This window comes from Fluviispira multicolorata (assembly GCF_009208585.1).
Lineage (GTDB): Bacteria > Bdellovibrionota_B > Oligoflexia > Silvanigrellales > Silvanigrellaceae > Silvanigrella > Silvanigrella multicolorata.
Genome location: NZ_WFLN01000005.1, coordinates 535,526 through 556,813 on the forward strand (window position 1 = coordinate 535,526; position 21,288 = coordinate 556,813).

The window sequence follows — 21,288 nt, forward strand, 5'->3', positions numbered from 1 at the left end:
ATTTTACAATTTGTTCCTTCGTAAACTTGAGCTGTTTTAGAGAAATCGGGTAAAATAAATCCTAACTTCTGTGCACGAGAAAAAAACTTCATATTAAAACCTTTATCCAATAATTTCAATTGAACTCTTTGTTAATAGATAAGGATATTCGCTAAAAAACCCTTTTACTTTTTTTAATATTCGATCACATTCTTGCTGAGTAATAAGACCTGCTCTAACATTTCTATCGAGTTGATTTTTATAGCCCATGAATATATCTTCATCACGATAATTCATAATACGCAAGATTTCGCCGACATCTTCACCTTTTACTTCTTCAATGGACTCTAAATCACCATTTTTTCCAATTCTAACGATAAGTTCATTCACAGCTCCAAATAGATTGTGATTGTTTCCTAAAGCTTCTTGGTAAGCACCAACTAGAAAAAATCCAATATGATAGGGTTCATTTGATTTTGGAATATGTAAAGCGAGAGAATGCTTAATATCTCTTTTATCAACAAATTTATCGAGGCATCCATCGCTGTCACATGTGAGATCCATAATGACACCATGGTGCTGAGCACGTTCATTTAATCTTGTAATTGGCATAACAGGAAAAAGTTGATCAATTCCTAATACATCTGGAATGGATTGAAACATTGAAAAGTTGGCCATGTACTTACCAAAACGACTCTTTTCGAGTTCGTCAAATTCTTCGAGTTGCATTCCAGATTGACGATAAAAATACAATGCTTTATTACAGAGTTCATAATAGAGAACTTCAGTTTTAGCACGCTCTTCAATTTCAAGATAACCCAAATTAAATAATGTAAAAAGTTCATCACGTGATTGAAGAGTATCGTGATAATATTCGACGAAATTTTTACCGTTCATATGCTTTATAGCGTTCATCATATCTGCAAGTAATTTATGATCTGTATCAGCGATATTCCATTCTTCAATGTCGCCGCCCGTTTTTTCAACTTCACGTACATCTGTAAGAAGCACTGCATGATATGCTGCCACGGCACGCCCACTTTCACTGACAATATGGGGAGCTTTGCATCCTTCAGATTTACATATGTCTTGAATAATATAAATAACGTCATTTGCAAATTCTTGCATTGTGTAGTTATGGCTAACATAAAAACTTGTTTTGCTTCCGTCGTAGTCAACGCCAATTCCACCACCAATATTTAAGTAACGTAAATTGAATCCGCTTTTTAATATTTTTGCATAAACACGTGCTGCTTCTTTCATAGCATTTTTTACACGTTTTATTTCTGTAATTTGTGATCCGATATGGTAGTGAATCATGGCTAAATGATCTTTAAACCCGGCTTCTTCAAGTAGATAAAGGGCTTCCATCATTTCAACGCTATTGAGACCAAACTTGCTCCCAATGCCCCCGGATTTTTCCCACATTCCAGAACCTTTAGCATACAGTTTTGCACGCAAGCCTATGTCTACGCAGTATCCTACTTTTTTTGCATGATTTATAATAAATTTGAGTTCATCAGTACCTTCAATAACAAGTACGACGTTTTTACCCATTTTTTTGGCATCAAAAGCTAATTCAATAAAATGTGAATCTTTAAATCCATTGCAGACAAAAAGAGCTTCAGGATGGAGGTCATAGGCGAGAGCAGCGAAGAGTTCTGGTTTCGTACCAACCTCAAGGCCGTAAACGTGTTTGAGACCGCTTTTTACTAGCTCATCAATAAATTCTTTTCTTTGATTTACTTTAAATGGAAATACTGCGCGAAGATCTCCTTCATATTTAAATTCTTCCATTGAACTGCGAAAAGCATTTTGCAGTCGTGTCAGTTGTGTGTCGAGAATTTGAGGAAAACGAACAATGAGGGGAGTTTGAACTTTTTTTTCGGCGGCAATTTCGAGAATTTTTGCCAGCTCTATAGAAGTGGATTTGTTTCCAAAAGGATAGACTTCAACTGTTCCTTTATCGGAAATACCAAAGTAACCAGATCCCCAATCATCAATACCATAAAGGTCACGAGACTCTTGAATGACGTTTTTCAACATCGACACACCCCCATTCAAAAAAGGAGTTAAAAAGAATGTTCGCAAAATCTTTGCGAGCGAAGGAAGCCCGTTTTTCACATATAATAGATGTAGCCCATGTCAAGAAAATTCTAGAAAAAAATATGCTTTGTTTGAAATCAGTTCTTCAATTAAGCTATAAATAGATCAAAAAATATAAATTAAGGGAGAAGGACAAATGGTATTTTGGCATAATCAACGTTATGAGAAATTAGAAAAAATTTGCACAGGAGATCCTTTAAAACAACTCCCAGAGCATAAATTCCCATGGCTACTTTTGAATTTTACTTTTCTCGATCTTGATGGGGACACATGGATTGTAGAAGTCTCCTGCACAAATATTAATCCTTATAAAAGTTCAAATAAAGTAAAAGCAGATTTTATTTTAGAAGCTCAAGCAAAAGTCTCATCTGAAAATTTAAAAAAAATGGAAATTTCGAGTCGTCGGCTTGACATGATGGGAGTGCATTCTTGGAACAAATTAGAAGAGAGCCTTCAAACTTCCGCAGTTTTGGAATTTGATAGAATAGAATTGAAAGCAAAAGAGGTTGCAGGAAAAATTATTGAAGATATTAAAAATAAATATTCACTGAAACTAAAAGCTCAAATGCTATTAAGTAAAATTAAGCTAAGTCCTATTTCTGGATTTTCCATGAGCGATTGAAGGTATTTGCCTAATTTAAATAATTTTAACTGTTTAACAATAGTTGTTTAAAAACACGATTTACTAACTTGCTTTGCTTGATTGATCTTTGTATTCTTTTTTGTCTTGTCTTTGACTGACTTTTACATTTTTTTAAATTTTAACTTGCTTTCAAATCTCCATTTTAGAAGGATATGTTCATAAATGTTTAACTATATTAACTTTGAATCTCAAGCTATGCTTGACACGGCCTATAAGGTTATTCTTGCCATTGTTGCTTTTGTTATTATTTATTTTATTAGAGTCTTGATTATAAAAGGACTTTTAAAAACCAATCAAAAAGTTCAAAAAATTGATCCTACGTTAATGCCAGTTACAGTGACTGTAATTAAATACACAGCTTTTGTAATATCTATTTTAGTTATTTTAAGTATTTTTGGGGCAAATACAAATGGAATAGTGGCCTTTATAGGTGCTGCTGGTTTAGGTCTTGCTCTTGCATTACAAGATACTTTAAAAAATATTGCATCAGGTATTATGCTTATTTTCTTACGCCCGTTTAATATTAATGATTTTATCGAGTGCAATTCAAATTCTGGAACAGTCATTGAAATCAATTTATTTACGACAACATTAAAAACGGTTGATGGGCTTTATTTATTTGTTCCAAATAATTTGTTATGGAATGCTTCCATTAAAAACTATACTCGCAATGGTCTAAGAAGACTTGACTTCACTGTTTCAATCGCTTATTCAGATCAACTTAACATCGCGAGTAAGTTACTTTTGAACATTGCTGAATCTGATAAAAGAATTTTGAAAGACCCTATTCCTTTAGTCGTTGTAACATCTCTAACAGATAATTCTGTTCAGCTTCTTATGCGCTGCTGGACTCGAGTGGATGATTTTTGGGATATAAATTATAATTTAAATATGGTTGTTAAGGAGTCGCTTGAAAATTCTGGAATAACAATTCCTTTTCCTCAGCGAGATGTTCATTTGCATATTTCCAATAAAACAGCTGAACATAAAAATAGAGTTCTCAGTGCGTTACAAGAGCATTGATTTTTATAATATCTGAAAAGGAGCTGTGTTTGAGGTTATTAATACTTTTTTTAGTTACATTGGCTAGTATTGTTATTTCATATTACTATATTGATGTGAATGTAGTTTTTTACATTGAATCCCATCAAATTAATAAATACTATATTTTGAAAAAATTATCAGAAACACCTAATTTAATTATTCCAATACTCGTTTTTTTTGTGATTTTATCGCCTTTTTTATTTAAGAAGTACATGAATCATAAGATTTTTCAAATGTTTTTTAGTGCAACTTTTTCCGTTCTTATGGCCGCTCAAATTAAAGATTTTTTAAAATATATTTTTGGGCGTTATTGGGCTGACACTTGGATTAATAATAACCCATCTTTAATTGTTAATAATGTGTATGGTTTTCAATTTTTTCAAAAAGCGAGTTCTTCATTTCCATCAGGTCACACCACCGTTACTTTTGCATTTTGCACAGTTTGTATTTTATATTATCCAAAACTTAAGTATTTATTTATTCTTCCCATGCTTGCAGTTTGTATTGGCCAAATAGGTATGCACTATCACTTTGTCAGTGATGTCATTGCAGGAGCATTTTTAGGTTATGTTGTTTCTAAATTCTTGACATATTATTTAACTTCTATGCAATTTAAAAAGCTTCTTGCATTAAAGTATAAATAGTTACAATATTAAGATTAAAAATTTTAATTTGAAAAAAATAATTAAATATTGTATGACATACTATAAGTCTAAGAGAGGGGTAGAATGTCAAAAAAATTAAAAAAGAAATCCTCTTTTTATTTCATATTTTTTTTATTTTTATTGATGGGAATGTTTTGGCTTTATTTTCAATCATCTTAAATTAAATTCTATTAGGTTAGTAGCAAGCAATAATGTATAGAATAATTGATATTAAAAAAAATCTTTTAACGACTTCTTGCAGATAATTTTTCTCGTGAAATAATCAATCCATGGCTAAAGTCGTAGGGAGATAAGCCCACTGTAACTTTATCACCTATAATCACACTTATTTGATATTTACGCATTCTGCCTGAAATTTTAGCAGATATGGTTTGACCTGTTTTAAGACTTACTGAATATTTTCCTCCAGCAAAGACATTAGTGACAGTTCCTTCCACGCTCAAGAGATCTTCGCGACTCATGGGGATCCTCCTATTCAGTTTTTATAAAAGTTTCTGAAAAGATTATTTCATATATACTATTATAAAATCAAGCGGAGTTTTGACATATTCATAACCTTAAGAAATACGTGAGAATGAAAATGGTACTTTTAATTTTCAAATTCAACTATCGTAACTCCATCGCCTCCTTCTCCTTGTCTGCCTGCCCTAAATTTTAATTTATAGCTAGCATCTTCGAGGAATTTTCGTACAGACTCTTTGATTTTGCCCATACCATGACCATGAATTATCACAACACGATCCACTTCCAGACGGCTCATTTTATCGAGTTCAATATCTAATTTATCGAGAGCTTCGTCGACTGTTTTACCTCGTAAATTAATTGTATTACCTGAGTGTTGAAGTGTGGGTGGAATTTCATGATCTTGAATATTTGTAAACTTTTTTTGTGAATTTAATTGAGTTTTATTTTTTGACTTTCCGTTTATTTTAATTGTTTTATTTTGCGCTTTGCTAATTTGATCATCAATTTCGCTTAATTCATGAAAATGAATTTTAACTTTCATAATGCCAAATTGACATTCAACATTTCCCTTGCCATCAGCTGAACGTAATACTGTTCCATTATCTTTAAATTTAGATGACTTTACTTTCATTCCGACTTGCCAGTGATCAGCAGTGCGACCTTGTGCTTGAATGGTCTGTGCGGTTTCTTTGGCTTTTTTAGCCTTATTTTTTGTGCTATTTTCAAGATCTTCAAGCGAGTGAATGTCATCCTCTAAATTACTTTCAATATCATCAAATGAATCATTTAGGAGTTCAAGACTTTCTTTTGCTTCATCAAGCAATGAGCGTGTTGACATATGTCTTGGGGCACGAAATTTTTGTGCCCGTTCATCTAAGGAAGTGAATTGTTTTTCTTCTTCATTTTTTTTCTTTTTAGGAAGTTTTAAGCCGGCAAGGGCATCAAAACCAGAAAGTTTTTGTGGTTTTGATGAATCTCTGCTTTGAATTTCTTTTGTAGGGATTGTATATTTATTTACTGCCGAAGAATCATCTGACTGCGATCCAATATTTTCAATTGTATTTATATTTTCAGAATGTTCATTTCTTAAATCTTTTAAAAAACTCTCTTTTTGTTTTTCAAATTGCCTTTCTCGAATATCAAGACGATTTTCATAGGCGTTCAAACGTTTTTGCAATTTTGCACGATATCCATCGACAAGATCATTGCGTAACTCTGAAAGTTTTTCCCTTTCATGTTTTAAAGCTTTTAATTCTGATTCTAAATTTTTGCTTAATTCCGCCTGTTGACTTAATTCTTCTTTAATTTGAATTCTTTTTAATTGAAGATCACGAAGAATATTTTCCATTCTTTGTGATTCATTACCATAATATTGGCGAGCTTTAGAAATAATATCTTTGCTCAAACCCATCCGTTCAGCAAGTTCTATGGCGTAACTTTGTCCCGGAATTCCTGATAATACTTTATAGGTTGGTAAAAGTTTATGCGGTTCAAACTCCATGCTGCCATTATAAAAGCGTGGGTCGCCATCGGCTAAAGTTTTTAAATTTGAAAAGTGAGTTGTAATAATAACGGTTGCATTCTTTTCAGCAAAGAGTTCGAGAGTTGCTCTTGCCATGGCAACTCCAATAGCTGGATCTGTGCCGACAAAACCTTCATCAAGTAAAATAAGTGAAAATTCATTGGCAGCTTCTGTTACCTTTTTTATTTGAGAAAGATGTCCTGAAAATGTAGAAAGATCCTCTTCACGATTTTGTCTATCGCCGAGTTCAACAAAAATATTTTCATAATCTAAAATTTCTGCTTTTTCGCAGGCTACAAAAAGACCTGCTTTTGCCATTAAGACAGTCATACCAACTGTTTTCATAGCAACAGTTTTACCACCTGCATTGGGACCACTTAATACCCAAATTTTAGGGGAAATATGATTTTCTTTTTGTGGCTTTAATTCGAGATCATTGGCAACACACTTTTTTTTCTCAAGTAAAAAAAGTGGATGTTTTGCTTCAATTAAAGAAAAACGTTTTGTTTTTTCATTTGCATTTAAAAATTTAGGTTTTGTTCCTACAATGGCACCTGCAAAGCGAGTGCGTGCTGATATATTGTCTAATTTGGTTAAAATATCTGAAGAATTTATTATATCTTCACAGACAAGGTAACAGTCTTTTGAAAGTTCTTTTATTATTCTCTGCTCTTCAATTTCAACGTCACTTTGTGCTTTTTCAAGTTGAGTGTGTTGTTGAGCAAGTGCATGCGGTTCTAAAAAAATAGTTGAACCAGATTGGCTGACACCGCGAGGAATTCCATCGATATCGCCTTTTCTATCTGCTCTCACTGGGAGAACGTAACGACCATCTCTCAACATCCAAACACTGTCTTGCACAGCATTTTTAACTTCTTGTTTTCGTAAAATATCTTCGAGATGTTCAACTATCCGTCTTTTAGCATTTTCTAATCGACTGCGTGCAGAGTGCAGTTCAGTTGATGCTGAAGAAAGAATATGTCCTTCAATATCAACGCTTTTTTGTAGTTTTGCGCAAAGATTTACCTGAGGTTTAAGCTCTAATATCAATTCATATAGTTTTGGAAAGCGTTGAGCTCTTGATCTTTCAAATTTAAAAAAAGCTTGTAAAATGTGGCAAAGTCTTACTACTATCAGTACTTGGAATAAAGCATGGGGTGATAAAAGCGCACCGCGTTTTAAAGGCTTTTCAAACATTTCTAAATCGAATGCTTCGAGTGTCAAGTTGTTTCCTTGAGTCGTCAAATCAAGCATTTCAGCGGTTGTTACAAAAAAGAAATCTCTTTCTGATGCATCAAGCCAAGGATCTAATTGTAATAATTGAGTTTTAGTATGAGGGGAAATCGAGTATTCGGAAAGATATTTTGTTAGTTTATTCCATTCAAGACGCTCAAGTGCATCTTTGCGAAGAAAATTCATAGAGCTATTGTCAATGTTGCTTTCATGTTCCATAAGAATCACACACCGTTTGTAGATTGGTTTCCAAGCGTAGCGGGATGATGTATAAACATATTATAAACAAACTTCAATAGGGAGTAGATACGTGGCTCGTGGTAAAAATTACATCAATCAGGATGAGCGACGTGATCATTTTCAAAAAATTGAAAAGATAAAAAAAGAAAAAAGATCCGTACGTGGCCGTAATGAAGATGATTGGATTGTTGACTCTCTTGAACAAAATAAGTCAAAAATAGAAATAAAAGAATATATAAAAAATTTATTAAAAAATGGTATGCGCAGAGGACGTGTTATCGAAGTGCAAAAAAGAAACATTTTTATTGCCGAAGAAAATGAAAAAGGACTGCCTGAAACTGAAAATCTTTGGCTTTGTTCAGTGGCAAAAAGACATTTTCAAAGAGCTCATAAAGAACGCAATTTCGTTGTTGTAGGCGATCGCATTTTATTTGAACCTGATAGCACCATTGAGTTTGATACTGAGGGGCAACCTCTTAACACCGATCTCCCTCGTGGAGTCGTGCAACATTCATTTGCAAGAACCAGTAAAATATCTCGTAAAGATCCCATGCACCCTGATTGGGAGCACGTCATGCTTGCGAATATTGATTTGGTTGTTATTGTTGCATCTGTTTTAAACCCTGAAGTGCGTTGGGGGCTTGTTGATCGCTTTCTGGTGCAAGCCGAGCTTGAGCAGATTCCAGCAGTCATAGTATTAAATAAAGTTGATCTTTTAACAAATACAAATCTTGCGAATGCAGAGTTTCTTGAAACTTATAAACGGCGTGTGGAAATTTATCGTAACATCGGTTATGAAGTTGTAGAAATTTGTGCATTAAAACCTAAAAAAACACCAGAATCTGTTAAACAATTGCGTCGTTTATTTAAAGGAAAACTAGTCGGTTTTGCGGGACATTCTGGAGTTGGAAAAAGCAGTATCCTCAATTTAATGCGTCCTGAATTTGAACAAATTGTTGATGAGAATCCTGAAATATTTTATAAGGGACGTCACACAACAACTTATAACAGTTTATTACAACTTGATATTGGCGCATATGCCATTGATACCCCAGGTATTCGTTCCTTTAATATCAGTCAATACGATGCGATTACGTTAAGTCATTGTTTTCCAGAATTTCGCCCATTTAAATGTAAATATCGTGAATGTTCACACGATCATGAACCAAGTTGTGGGGTAAAGGAAGCGCTTGCAGAAACTAAAATTTCTTATGAACGCTATCGCAGTTACCTTGGTATTTTAAAAGGTTTGAGTTTTCGTGAAGGAGAAGGTGATTCAACTGATGCTGGTATGATTGCCGATTTAAAAGCTCGAGTACAAATGAGAGATGAAGAGCAATTAAAAAATAAAAATCATGAAAATATCGGTGAAGAACAGCTTAAAGAAATTATGAGAATAAAAGTTGAAGAAGAATAAAAGAAAAGGTCATATTTATGTCAAGCACACAAGAAAGTAACAAAAATAATTTTGATATTGCTATTGTTGGTGGTGGCCTTTCCGGTATTTTGTTGGCACTTCGTCTTTCCAGAGATAAAGAAAAATTTAACGAGAAAATTGTTTTAATTGAGCAACAACCTCAACTGGGGGGGCGTAATTTTTTTTCTTCTCCTCTTAGCTTTTCTGGCAAATCCCATAGTAAAATAAATCAAGAAATTTTGTTTCATTCATCTCACTCTCAGCATTTAAGTGGACCAGGTTTTGAGTTTATGAATGTTGAATCTTTAAATGCAATGCTAAGACATCTACAATCTCATTTAACAGATGAAGAGAGTGTTCAATTTGAAGAGTATATTAATAGGATCGATGAGCTTGAATCTGAAAGAAGAAATCGTTGTTTTTTTATAAAAAAAGAATTTGTAACTGACAGCGAAATTCTCTCTGGGTCTTCTGAAATATTAACAAAGAGAGAAGCAGAATTATTGCGTTCTTTTGTTTTTGATTTTTATTCTCCCATTCAGAATTCGTATGAGGAAAATACAGAAAGAAACAACATTCCATTTGAAAAATCATCACAATGGAATGAGCTTTCAAAAGCAAGTAAAGAAACTTTGAGCGCTCTTTTTTCTTCTATTATTGGGCCTGAGTGGGAAAAATCAACTTTTATTTATGTCTGTAAATGTTTATGGACATTTTTTAACGCATACAAAGAACCTTTACCAAAATTTTTTAAAAGAAAAATTGCTCTTGAGTTATTTATTGAAAATATTCTGAGAGGACGCGGAATTGAAGTTCGTACATTGTGTGAAGTACTGCGTGTTAATCATAATAAAGAAACAAGTTTCAATCTAATATTAGCCGATGAGGTTAATCCGAGTCATAAAACAATTTTATGTGAGAAACTTGTCTTCGCAATTCCCCTTGTGCAATGTTTGGGAATAATTGCAAAAGAAAACTTTTCCCCAGAGCAATCTCGCTTTGTTTCCCGGGTGCGACCACTTTCTCTTGTTGTGTCAGAAATTTCAGACTTTCTTTCTGTGCGTTCAGAACATTGGCCTGATAATGTTGGGGCTTGCGACCGACTTCTTTTTCCAGTGGAACGTGTGCAAGGATTTTTAACTTCGGATGGACGCCTTCTCTTTTCGACTCAACTTGATTATGAGGATTCTTTGCAAGCTCCTGCTGTGCGTGAAGCCGTTGCAAGATTGCGCCGAGCCGTTGCACGTGTTGTTAAACCAGAAATTGCGGAAGAAATTAAAAGAGGAGCGCGTATTCCTCAAAATAAAGTAACAGAGAGAATTGTTTTATTACCAGTAGCGCAATCTATTCCCAATAATATTCCTGTGAATATCGAAGTGAAAGAGACTAAAATGGGAATCAAAGGTCTTTATTGCTGTGGAGATAGTTTCCCAACTTTAGCAGATGAACCTTGGAAGCGAGTTATTGCCAGTGTGCAAGATGTGGTTATGCGTTTGCATGGGAATGAGATTTAAAAATAAATTTAAACTTTCCCGCCATCAATTGATATTTCTGTACCATTTATATGAAATGCTTCATCAGAAAGTAGCATAGCAGTTACACCAGCAGCTTTTGAAGGTTCTGCATAAAGTTTATTACCAAGTGGGTTTAAGGTTTTAATTAATTCTGGGTTGACTCCTTTCGGAATATCAAATGAATTTCCAAGATCAGTTATTATTGCTCCGGGTAAAATGCAATTTGCATGTAATCCTTGTTGAAAATACTCTACAAATAAAGAACGGGTAAAAGATTTAATAGCACCCTTTGTTGCGGCATAGGCTGCTAACCAAGGGTGAGGTTGTTCACATGCTGATGATGAGGTATTTACTAAATAGCTGGTTTCATTTTTTAACAACCATGGGAGAGCATGTCTGTTAACATTAAATGTTCCAGTTAAATTAACAGCAATCAACTCGTTCCATTGACTGAGTTGCATTTCATGTGTCTTATAGGATCTTAAAATTCCAGCATTATGACTTAAACCTTGAACTCCACCTAAGGTATTACACAGTTTATCTATACAGATTTTAGTTTGCTCAAACTCAGAGACATCGCACTGTGAGTAGACTATTTTGACATCAAATTTTTTAAGATCTTCAACTAAAGTTATTAAATTATCAGCATGATTATCGAGGAGGGCTAGGTTTCCTCCTTCCGATGCTATGCGTAAAGCTGTCGCTTTTCCTATTCCACTTGCAGCGCCTGTGACGAGTATGTTTTTGTTTATGAAACGTTTCATATTTTTTCCTAATAAAAGAATATAATTGTTAATTTTAGAACTATGGATTTTATTAAAGATATATTTTCTATTTTAATAAAAAAATTTTTGCGCATTTAATATGTATTTAATTATAATGCTTTATAAGCTTAGTGAAGTTCGTTTTATACGTATATTTGTGAGAAGAGCTAAAGAGTGCATTTTTATAAAATTCCCAAATCAATTAAAAAGAGTCTTTCATTTTTAACAAGGCATTTTTTTCATATATTAATTTATATAGGATGTCCATTAATTTTTTAATTAAAACTATAGATAAATTAGAAAATAAATATATGTTTATATATTTACCCTGCAAAAAAGTTTCTATCAAAATTTAATGACAGACATTCTAACGCTAAAAATAAAGTGGTATTATTTAAATATTGATATTTATAAAAATTAGGGTGTTTTATGCATGATAATAGTTGCTATCTATATTCTTCTCGCTTTGGAAAGATGTGTTATTATGATAATAAATTAGAAAAAGATATTCTTCTTTTTATTCATGGTCTTTCAGTCAGTAAAGAAGTTTTTTATAAACAAATTGAATTATTGAATAATCAATACCGTATTATTGCAATTGATTTATTAGGTCATGGTGCAAGTGAAAATGCGACTCATGATCATGAATATGTTTATACTGTAAGTGGATTTTCTGATGTTATTACCGAATTTTTAACCAGTATAGATGCAAAAGATGTAACGGTTTATGGTTGGTCTATGGGAGGTTCTATTGCAATTGAATTGCTTGAAAAATATTCTGGAATTAAAAAAATTTTAATTGATAGTTGCACCCCAGTTTCATATATTCAAAATAATCACCGCAAAGCATATTTTTTTAATAAAGTAGCACGTCTTATTATTAAAAAATTTTACACATATGATGAAGCAATTGATTGTTTGAAGAAAGGTGGAATTGTTTCAACCCAAATCCACAGCTTTCAAAGTGTCCAAAGAGTGATAGAGGCCTTTTTACGAGCCAACGGAAACATGCGTGAAATCAGTTTTGCATCCTTAATGGAAATGAAAGGCTTAAGTCCAAAGGAATGTGTCGAAAAGCAAAGAGAAAAAGTAAAAATTTTGGTTGGTGAAAAGGATCCTAGAATTAATTTAAAATACTTAAAAAAACACTTTTCTGATATTACAGAAATTTTTCCGAATTCAGGGCACGCCGTATTTTGGGATAATCCTTTTTCAATAATTAAGTTCTTACTGCAAAAATAATATTAAATTTAGGTAGATTCTTGCTTTTCTTTTTCCCATTTTGCACGCACTTCTTTAGCTCTTTCTTGGCGTACTTGCAATGCCTTCATGTTATTCATGCGCATTATTTCAGAGCGCTTTGACTCGCGTTCTAAATGTTTTTCAAAGCAGTGAGGGCAATGATGATCTTTTTTATATTGAGAGCTTGTGAGATCTTCAGGCTTTAAAGGAGACCAGCACGCATAACAGATTTCATATTTTGCTTCGTTCAACTTTTTATCCACAGCAACTCTGTAGTCGAATACAAAACAATCACCATCATAATAATTATCTTCATTTGATGCCCTATTTGCTGTCTCTTCAAAATATTTAAGAATACCACCTTGGAGTTGATAAACTTCTTCAAAACCTTCTTGGCGCATAAAAGCTGTTGCTTTTTCACAGCGAATGCCACCCGTGCAAAAAGTAACAACTTTTTTATTTTTATGTTCAGCAAAGTTACTTTTAATCCACTGAGGAAAGTCACGGAATTGTTTTAAGCGTGGGTCGATTGCACCACGAAAAGTTCCGAGATCCACTTCGTAGTCATTGCGTGTGTCCAAAATAACAAGATCTTCGCCATCATCAAGCCATTTTTTTAATTCAAGGGCTTCGACATATTTGCCTGTAAAGTGAGCAGGTTTAATAGAGTCCATTCCCATTGGAATAATTTCTTTTTTCACTTTAATAATCATGCGGCGAAATGGAATGTGATCACTGTAGCTTTTTTTAAATTCGATATCAGCAAAACGACTGTCAGCATGCATATAATCAATATATTGTTGAATGCTGTCATCGCTTCCTACCAAACAGGAATTAATTCCTTCATGGGCAAGCAGAATTGTTCCTTTAATATTTAATTTATTACAGAAACTTAAAAGAGTTTCTCGAAAGGACTCTAGATTTTCGATCTCAACGAATTTATAATATGCAATGTTGACATAAGGATGAGAAGCAGAAAGGCATGTGCTAGTCATAAATTTCACCTTGTAAAGTATTGAAATTTAAAACAATGAGATCTACTCATTGTTTATATTTAATTTTTAAAATAAAAATGATGCCAATAATTAAGACATCATTTCTTTGTAAATCTTAGTAAGAAGTTCTTTATCTTTGCGTTCCCAAGCTTCAAATACACGACGTGCTTCACGATTTTGTAAGGCTGTCGTACGAAAGTATTGATTGAACCCTGTTTCGGAATCTTGTGTGCGTAAATTTTGTACTTTTTCAGCATCGATAAGGAGCTGGCTTGCTCCACGGCGAAGGATCAAGTTATTGCGGTTCCATTCTAAAGAAACTGCGGATGAAGTAAATGTCATAGTTATCTCCTAAGTAGTCAGACCAAAAAGTCAATTTACCACATAGCGCAAGCTTATTAGAGACTCAAGTTCTATTCTCCTTTGTCACATTTAAGTTCAAATTCCGATTGTCTTAAATATTATGTTGACCGACTGGCTAAATATGAAAATTTTTGATAAAAGTGTAGCCTAAGTTAATATTTAGAAAGTTAAGAGGTTTATTATGTTGAAATTATTGTTTTTTTCTGTAATTCCTTTTCTTTTATCACAAAATGTCTTCGCTAGCCTTCTAAAAGATGCTCAAGCTGCTAAAGTCCAAGAACTAAATATTAGTATGTTTGACAATCCAAAAAGTTTAGATCCTATAAGATGCAATGAGACAACCTGCGATTTAATTCTTCTTCAATTGTTTGAAGGCCTTGTAATGATTGGCGACTCTGGCACGGTAGAAGGTGCTTCTGCTGAAAGTTGGAAGATATCGAATGCAGGGAAGACCTATACATTTACTTTGCGAAAAAATTTAAAATGGTCCGATGGATCTAAACTCACTGCGTATGACTTTGAATACTCTCTCAAGCGCCTTGTTGACCCTAAAATGGCCTCTGAATTTGCAGCATTGCTTGAAAATGTGGTCAATGGAAAAGAAATTATATTAGGTAATAAAAAATCAAATTTACTCGGAGTTACAGCGCTTGATGATTTAACTCTTGAAATAAATTTAGAACAACCTATGGTGCATTTTTTACAAAGTTTAACTATGCATCATACTTTTCCAGTACAGAAAAAAAATGTGGAAGAGAAATCAAAAGGAGAAGCTGATTTCACTGAACCAAGTAAACTTGTGTCCAATGGAGCGTTTAAGTTAACTACAGTAAAAATATCAGATAAAATTATAATTGAAAAAAATATAAATTATTGGAATGCAGATTCTGTTCATTTAACAAAGGTGAATTTCATTTCGTTTAATGACATGATGACTCAATATAAAATGTATCAGACAGGGCAAATTGATATCACTGAAGGGATTCCAGTTGAACTTTATCATAAAATTAAAGAAAAATATAAAAATGAGTTCAAAAGTAATCCTTTTTTAGCATGCTATTATTATGTATTTAATACAAAAAAAGAAGTTTTTAAAAATAAAAATTTAAGACAAGCATTGAGTATTGCTGTTGATAGAGATGCAATAACAAAAAAGATTTTAGGAAGTGGACAAAGGTCTTTATATGATTTTGTTCCCTATGGAATAAATGCTTACACTCAAGCCAAACCTTACTGGCTCGATTGGCCAAGAGAAAAGCAATTAGAAGAAGCAAGAAAGTTATATAAAGAAGCAGGGTATTCAGAAAGGAAACCTTTAACAATAAATATTTCTTATAATACTCTTGATGTTAATAGAAAGATTGCAACAGCCATCTCTTCAATGTGGAAAAAAGAATTGGGTGTGAATGCCATTCTACAAAATGAAGAATGGAAAACTTTACTAGACAGAAGAATAAATGGCGATTTTGATCTCTTGCGCTATTCTTATGTTGCAGACATTGATGATGCTATCAATTATTTAGTTCAGTTACGCAGCAATGATCCACAAAATGATGCTCGCTTTAGTAATAAAGAGTATGATCAATTAGTAAATGCTGCTATGATTGAATTAAACCTCCAAAAAAGAAGAGATCTTCTTGAAAAAGCAGGAAAAATATTAGTTGATGAAGCTCCCCTTATTCCGATTTTTAGTAATAAAAATAATTTTTTACAGAAACCATATATAGTTGGTTTTAAAAAGAATAATTTAATGCAGTACTTTTTAACAGGTGTTTACTTAAAGGAAAAAGATAAATTCATTAATTGACAGACCCTTATTTATGCTAGAGAGGAAAAGCTATGAATCGATATTTAAAGATCTGTGCTATCTCGCTTACCTTTTCGCACGCTGCATTCGCTGCCATACCCAAAGACTCTCAAGCGGCTAAAATTCAAGAGTTAAATATTGGGAATTCGGATGATCCAACCTCACTTGATCCGCATGTCTGCCATGAGTCGGCATGTGCAGTCATTATTGAACAGATGTTTGAAGGCCTCGTCAATACTAATTATAAGGGAGATATTGTTTCAGCTCAAGCAGAGCGTTGGGATATAAGTGCGGATAAGAAAAAATATACGTTTTATTTACGTAAAAATTTAAAATGGTCTGATGGAACAAATATAACAGCTTATGACTATATCTATGGATTTCAACGTTTAGTTGATCCTAAAATAGCGTCTGAAAATGTTTCTTTAATTGAAAATATTGTTAACGCTAAAGAAATTAATCTTGGAAAAATGCCTTTAAATTCTCTTGGTATGAAAGCATTGAATGATCATACCTTAGAAATTAACCTTATACGTCCCACTCCATACTTTTTAGATGCTATATCTGTATCAAGTGTTGCACCTGTGCAGAAAAAAAATATAGAAAAGTATGGAAAAAGTTCCTTTATTCAACAGAATAATTTTGTCAGCAATGGTCCCTTTGTTTTAGCGCAAAGAAAAGTAGGTGATAAAATTGTATTGGTACCTAATAATAATTATTGGAATAAAGATAATATTTATTTAAGCAAAGTAAATTTTTATTCTATAAAAGAATTAACGACAGAATTTCGTATGTATGAGTCCGGACAATTGCATGTGACATCGAAAACTCCTGGGGATCAATTTAAAGAAATTAAATCAAAATATCCAACTCAATTTAAAACAGAGTCATCTCTTGCTACATATTATTATATTTATAATTTAAGGAATCCAAAGTTAAAAAATAGAAACTTAAGACAAGCATTAAATATAGCAATTGATCGCATAGCAATAACAAAATCAATTTTAGGTTCAGGCGAACTTCCTAGTTACGATTTTATTCCTTATGGTATGAAATCGTACACACAAAATAAAGCTTTTTGGCAAGATTGGCCTCGCGAAAAACAACTTAATGAAGCAAAAAAACTATACAAAGAAGCCGGTTATTCTAATGAGAATCCACTCAAAATTCAAATTCTTTACAATACCAGTGAAGGACATAGAAAGTTAGCTTCAGCTATTGCTTCTATGTGGAAACAAGCTTTAGGCGTGCAGGTTGAAATGGTTAATGAAGAATGGAAAAGTATGCTTGATAAGCGCGGTACGGGTCAATTTGAAGTTTTGCGTTTAGGGAATATAGCAGTTATGAATGATCCATATGATTTCTTTAGTCAGTTTCGTTCCTTTGATATAAATAATGATTCAAAATTTAATAATGTTGAATATGATAAGTTAGTTCAGCTTTCCAATAATGAACTTGATCCAGAAAAAAGAAAAATTTTACTTGAAAAAGCAGGAAAAATTATAATAGAAGAAGTTCCTCTTTCCCCAATATACAATTATGTTAAAAATTATTTAGTGCGTGATGATGTTGTTGGTTTTAAAAAGAATGCAATGGATAAATATTCACTTGTTGGTGTTTATTTAAAAGATAAAGGGAAAAAAATAAATTAATTTTACTTATAAAGGAATAACAATGAAAAAGTATATTGCATTATCTACTTTAATAACCTCTTTTGCTTATGCTGCATCTCCAAATGATCCTCTAGCAGCAAAAATTCAAGAATTAAATATTGGAAATCTAGACGATCCAAAAACTTTGGACCCAGCAAACTGTAATGAAGTGAATTGTGGTAGAATATTGCTCCAATTGTTTGAAGGGCTAGTTAAAAATACTTTATCAGGAGAAATAGAACCAGCTGCCGCAGAAAGTTGGAAAATAAGTCCTGATGGAAAAATTTATACTTTTCATCTAAGAAAAAACTTAAAATGGTCTGATGGTTCAGACTTAACAGCCCATGATTTTGTCTATTCCTTTAAGCGACTGGTTCATCCTGCTACGGCTTCAGAATTGGCAAACTTTTTAGAGAGTGTTGAAAATGCTCAAGATATATTAGACGGCAAAAAAAATCCTGATTCGCTTGCCGTGAAAGCAATTGATAATGTAACATTCGAAGTAAAGTTAGCTAAACCGACACCACATTTTTTACAGTATTTAACTCTCAATCAAACATTTCCTGTGCAAAGAAAAAATGTTGAAAAATTTGCAAATGAAACAGATCATTTTACAGCTGTTGGACGCTTAGTGTCTAATGGACCTTATGTATTATCAGGACGAAAAGTTGGTGATAAAGTCTCTGCAGAAAAAAATAAAAATTATTGGAATAAAGATAATTATTATTTAGACAAAGTTAATTTTTATTCTATTACAGACGCAAATTCAGAATATAGAATGTACGAATCGGGTCAGCTCGATGTCACTGCTATTATTCCATTAGATTTATATAAGAATATTCAAAAAAAATATGGAAAAGAATTTATGAACACTCCATATTTATCGAGTTATTATTATTTATTTAATTTAAAAAAATTTCCCTTTGACAATGTAAAAGTAAGACAAGCTTTAAGCATTGCTGTTGATAGAGATGTTATTACAAAATCCTTATTAGGACAGGGACAAAGGGCACTGTATGATTTTGTTCCCTATGGAATTTTTGGTTACACGCAGGCTAAGACCTATTGGCAAGATTGGCCACGTGCAAAACAATTGGCAGAAGCAAAAAAGCTCCTAAAAGAAGCCGGCTATTCTGAAAAAAATCCTTTAACTATGCACATTTCGTATAATACTTTAGAGTCTCATCGCAAAATTGCTACAGCCATTTCCTCGATGTGGAAAAAAGAATTGGGAGTGAACGCTATTCCGCAGAATGAGGAGTGGAAATCATTGCTTGATAAAAGAAAAAGTGGTGATTTTGAAATTATTCGTTTGGGGTTTCGGGCAGATATTAACGATCCTGTGAATTATTTAGTGCAAATGCGCAGTAATGATCCGCAAAATCATGCCCATTTTAAAAATAAAGAATATGATGCTTTATTAGATAAGGCATCTTATGCAAGCAATCTTAAAATGCGAAAAGAATTATTTGAAAAAGCGGGCAAAATATTAGTCGATGAAGTTCCTCTTATTCCAATGTATAGTTACGTAAGTACAAATTTAATGCGACCCTATGTCATAGGTTTGAAATATAATGCTATGAATAATTATTACTTAAAAGGTGTTTATTTAAGAGATAAAAATAAAAATTTAAATTAATAAATGAGGACTTACTATGAAATATTTATTTAAACTTATTTCCCTTTCATTTACTATGACACAGACTGTTTTTGCTGTGGTTCCTAAAGATCCTCTAGCTGCAAAAGTTCAAGAAATTAATATTGGGGCTGGTTCAGAACCTCAGACTTTAGATCCTACAAAATGCAATGAAACAGTTTGTTCTGACATTATAGATAAATTATTTGAAGGTCTTGTTCGTTCCGATGAAAATGGAGAAATACGTCCCTCGCAAGCAGAAAAATGGAGTATGAGCCCCGATGGAAAAGTATATACTTTTTATTTAAGAAAAAACCTTAAATGGTCTGATGGATCAAAAGTAACAGCTTATGATTATGTGTATTCTCTGCAGAGACTTGCAGATCCTAAAGTCGCTTCAGAGCAGTCTTCATTTCTTGAAAATGTATTAAATGGCAAAGAAATTACAGCTGGTCAAAAGTCAGTCGATACTTTAGGAGTGAAAGCATTAAGTGATAATATCCTTGAAGTTGTGTTAAGCAAACCCACACCCTACTTTTTAGAAATAATGTCGGTTTTAAATACCTATCCTGTCCAAAAAAAGAATCTTGAAAAATATGGTTCTGAAGAGTTTAACCATGCTGGGAAATTAGTAAGCAATGGCGCTTTCAAATTACTTTATAGAAGAAATGGTGATAAAATTATTCTTGAACCTAATGAGCATTATTGGAATAAAGAAAATATCTATTTAGATAAAGTTAATTTTATAATAACGAATGATTTAAATTCAGAATACCGTATGTATGAATCAGGACAATTGCATAAAACCTATGAAATCCCGGCGGATAGATATAAAGAAATTCAAGCTAAATATAGCAAAGAATTTAATAATAAACCTTACTTGTCAAATTATTTTTATATATTTAATTTAAATAATCCTAAATTTAAAGATAAAAAACTTAGAACAGCATTAAATATTGCTATTGACAGAGAAATTATTACAAAAACAATTTTAGGGCTTGGTCAAAAACCATTGTATGATTTAATTCCCTATGGAATGAAAAATTACGCACAAAATAAAGCTTATTGGCAAGATTGGCCACGGGAAAAACAACTGCTCGAAGCAAAAAAATTATTCAAAGAAGCTGGTTATAGTGATGGTAAATCTTTAAAAATACAAATTTTGTATAATACGAGCGAAAATCATAAAAAAGTAGCAGTCGCCATCGCTTCTATGTGGAAACAGGCTTTTGGCATTGTTGCAGAGCCTGTTAACGAAGAATGGAAAACTATGCTTGATACACGAGAGCTTGGCAAATTTGAGGTGATGCGAATGGGGGGAGTTGCCAATTTAAACGATCCATATGACTTTTTAATTGATTTTACTTCAAAGAGTAATACAAATAGTTCAAAATTTAAAAATGTTGAATTTGATAAATATTTTGAAATGTCTAAGAATGAATTAAACCCAAGTAAAAGACAAAAAATGCAGGAGCAGTTAGGTCGAATTATAATTGAGGAAGTTCCTGTTATGCCTATTTATAGCGGTACAATGAGTTTTCTATTAAAAGAAAATGTAAAGGGTTTGAAAGTGGATGTTAAAAGAAAATTCTCATTAACAGGAGTCTATTTAACAGAAAAAGCTAAAAATTTAAATTAAATTTTAAGTGCAGTTTTCTATTGAAAAATCTCTCAATTTAATGAGAGATTTTTATCCTTCTGTGACTTTAGCTCCGTTTGATTCAAGAACTTTTGCAAGTTTTCCTTCGATATCTTTGCGGAGAGCTTTGTGTGTGAGAGCAATTTTTTCGGAGCTATGGCTACAGCTAAAACCACTGCCTTCGTTTTTTACATTAAAGATAACTTCACTTTTACCAAGTTTAGAGAACATAATAACGATATTATTTTCTTTAACAGTCATACTGGCAATTTTGCCAAGTTCTCTGCCTGTTAAAGAGTCGGTTACTTTTTTAATAAAATCAGCAGGAGAAGAAGACTCTACTGCAAAGGATTTAATCATAA

The 21,288-nt window shown here is 32.7% G+C and carries 17 protein-coding genes; 10 read left to right on the forward strand and 7 right to left on the reverse strand.

Annotation, left to right across the window (positions count from 1 at the left end; all coding sequences use genetic code 11):
* Positions 1–102 precede the first annotated feature (102 nt).
* Positions 103–2,025, reverse strand: a complete 1,923-nt coding sequence (gene speA / locus GCL57_RS05905) for a biosynthetic arginine decarboxylase (protein WP_152212417.1) — start codon at positions 2,023–2,025, stop codon at positions 103–105.
* Between the two features lie 196 nt (positions 2,026–2,221).
* On the opposite strand from speA, the gene GCL57_RS05910 reads away from it, so the two are divergent.
* From GCL57_RS05910 to GCL57_RS05920, 3 genes are all read left to right on the forward strand, one after another.
* A complete protein-coding gene (locus GCL57_RS05910) occupies positions 2,222–2,707 on the forward strand; it encodes a hypothetical protein (RefSeq protein ID WP_152212418.1) in 486 nt (161 codons plus the stop codon).
* Positions 2,708–2,890: 183 nt separating this feature from the next.
* A complete protein-coding gene (locus GCL57_RS05915; protein ID WP_152212419.1) occupies positions 2,891–3,751 on the forward strand; it encodes a mechanosensitive ion channel family protein in 861 nt (286 codons plus the stop codon).
* Between the two features lie 29 nt (positions 3,752–3,780).
* Entirely contained in the window at positions 3,781–4,416 is a 636-nt protein-coding gene (locus GCL57_RS05920; protein ID WP_152212420.1) for a phosphatase PAP2 family protein, read from the forward strand.
* A 245-nt stretch (positions 4,417–4,661) separates the two neighbouring features.
* Here the strand turns inward: GCL57_RS05920 and infA are convergent, their stop codons facing one another.
* Complete coding sequence (gene infA, locus GCL57_RS05925) at positions 4,662–4,898, reverse strand: translation initiation factor IF-1 (RefSeq protein WP_152212421.1); 237 nt, start codon at positions 4,896–4,898, stop codon at positions 4,662–4,664.
* Positions 4,899–5,026: 128 nt separating this feature from the next.
* Positions 5,027–7,876: an endonuclease MutS2 gene (locus GCL57_RS05930; protein ID WP_152212422.1), complete on the reverse strand. Its 2,850-nt coding sequence runs from the start codon at positions 7,874–7,876 to the stop codon at positions 5,027–5,029.
* A gap of 91 nt (positions 7,877–7,967) precedes the next feature.
* Here GCL57_RS05930 and rsgA point away from each other — a divergent pair, with 91 nt between their 5' ends.
* Complete coding sequence (rsgA, locus tag GCL57_RS05935; protein ID WP_152212423.1) at positions 7,968–9,314, forward strand: ribosome small subunit-dependent GTPase A; 1,347 nt, start codon at positions 7,968–7,970, stop codon at positions 9,312–9,314.
* Positions 9,315–9,331: 17 nt separating this feature from the next.
* Positions 9,332–10,828 carry an NAD(P)-binding protein gene (locus tag GCL57_RS05940; protein ID WP_152212424.1) on the forward strand — a complete coding sequence of 499 codons (1,497 nt, stop codon included), beginning with the start codon at positions 9,332–9,334 and terminating at the stop codon, positions 10,826–10,828.
* A gap of 8 nt (positions 10,829–10,836) precedes the next feature.
* On the opposite strand, the gene GCL57_RS05945 is transcribed toward GCL57_RS05940, so the two are convergent.
* The gene (locus GCL57_RS05945) at positions 10,837–11,592 is read right to left on the reverse strand and encodes an SDR family NAD(P)-dependent oxidoreductase (RefSeq protein WP_152212425.1); all 756 of its coding nucleotides are present in this window, start codon (positions 11,590–11,592) and stop codon (positions 10,837–10,839) included.
* Positions 11,593–12,021: 429 nt separating this feature from the next.
* On the opposite strand from GCL57_RS05945, the gene GCL57_RS05950 reads away from it, so the two are divergent.
* Positions 12,022–12,834, forward strand: coding sequence for an alpha/beta fold hydrolase (locus GCL57_RS05950; RefSeq protein WP_152212426.1), 813 nt, complete (start codon positions 12,022–12,024; stop codon positions 12,832–12,834).
* An 8-nt stretch (positions 12,835–12,842) separates the two neighbouring features.
* On the opposite strand, the gene trhO is transcribed toward GCL57_RS05950, so the two are convergent.
* Positions 12,843–13,829 carry an oxygen-dependent tRNA uridine(34) hydroxylase TrhO gene (trhO, locus tag GCL57_RS05955; RefSeq protein ID WP_152212427.1) on the reverse strand — a complete coding sequence of 329 codons (987 nt, stop codon included), beginning with the start codon at positions 13,827–13,829 and terminating at the stop codon, positions 12,843–12,845.
* A 90-nt stretch (positions 13,830–13,919) separates the two neighbouring features.
* Positions 13,920–14,171, reverse strand: a complete 252-nt coding sequence (locus tag GCL57_RS05960) for a hypothetical protein (RefSeq protein ID WP_152212428.1) — start codon at positions 14,169–14,171, stop codon at positions 13,920–13,922.
* A 202-nt stretch (positions 14,172–14,373) separates the two neighbouring features.
* On the opposite strand from GCL57_RS05960, the gene GCL57_RS05965 reads away from it, so the two are divergent.
* The 4 genes from GCL57_RS05965 to GCL57_RS05980 are packed head-to-tail and all read left to right on the forward strand — an operon-like array spanning position 14,374 to position 20,926.
* The gene (locus tag GCL57_RS05965; protein ID WP_152212429.1) at positions 14,374–15,999 is read left to right on the forward strand and encodes a peptide ABC transporter substrate-binding protein; all 1,626 of its coding nucleotides are present in this window, start codon (positions 14,374–14,376) and stop codon (positions 15,997–15,999) included.
* Between the two features lie 32 nt (positions 16,000–16,031).
* On the forward strand, positions 16,032–17,651 hold the full coding sequence (locus tag GCL57_RS05970; RefSeq protein ID WP_152212430.1) for a peptide ABC transporter substrate-binding protein: 1,620 nt from the start codon (positions 16,032–16,034) through the stop codon (positions 17,649–17,651).
* A 22-nt stretch (positions 17,652–17,673) separates the two neighbouring features.
* Positions 17,674–19,290 (forward strand): peptide ABC transporter substrate-binding protein, encoded by a 1,617-nt coding sequence (locus GCL57_RS05975; protein WP_152212431.1) that lies wholly within the window; start codon positions 17,674–17,676, stop codon positions 19,288–19,290.
* Between the two features lie 16 nt (positions 19,291–19,306).
* Complete coding sequence (locus tag GCL57_RS05980) at positions 19,307–20,926, forward strand: peptide ABC transporter substrate-binding protein (protein ID WP_152212432.1); 1,620 nt, start codon at positions 19,307–19,309, stop codon at positions 20,924–20,926.
* 51 nt (positions 20,927–20,977) lie between these two features.
* Here the strand turns inward: GCL57_RS05980 and GCL57_RS05985 are convergent, their stop codons facing one another.
* On the reverse strand, positions 20,978–21,286 hold the full coding sequence (locus tag GCL57_RS05985; protein ID WP_152212433.1) for a hypothetical protein: 309 nt from the start codon (positions 21,284–21,286) through the stop codon (positions 20,978–20,980).
* Positions 21,287–21,288: the final 2 nt, after the last annotated feature.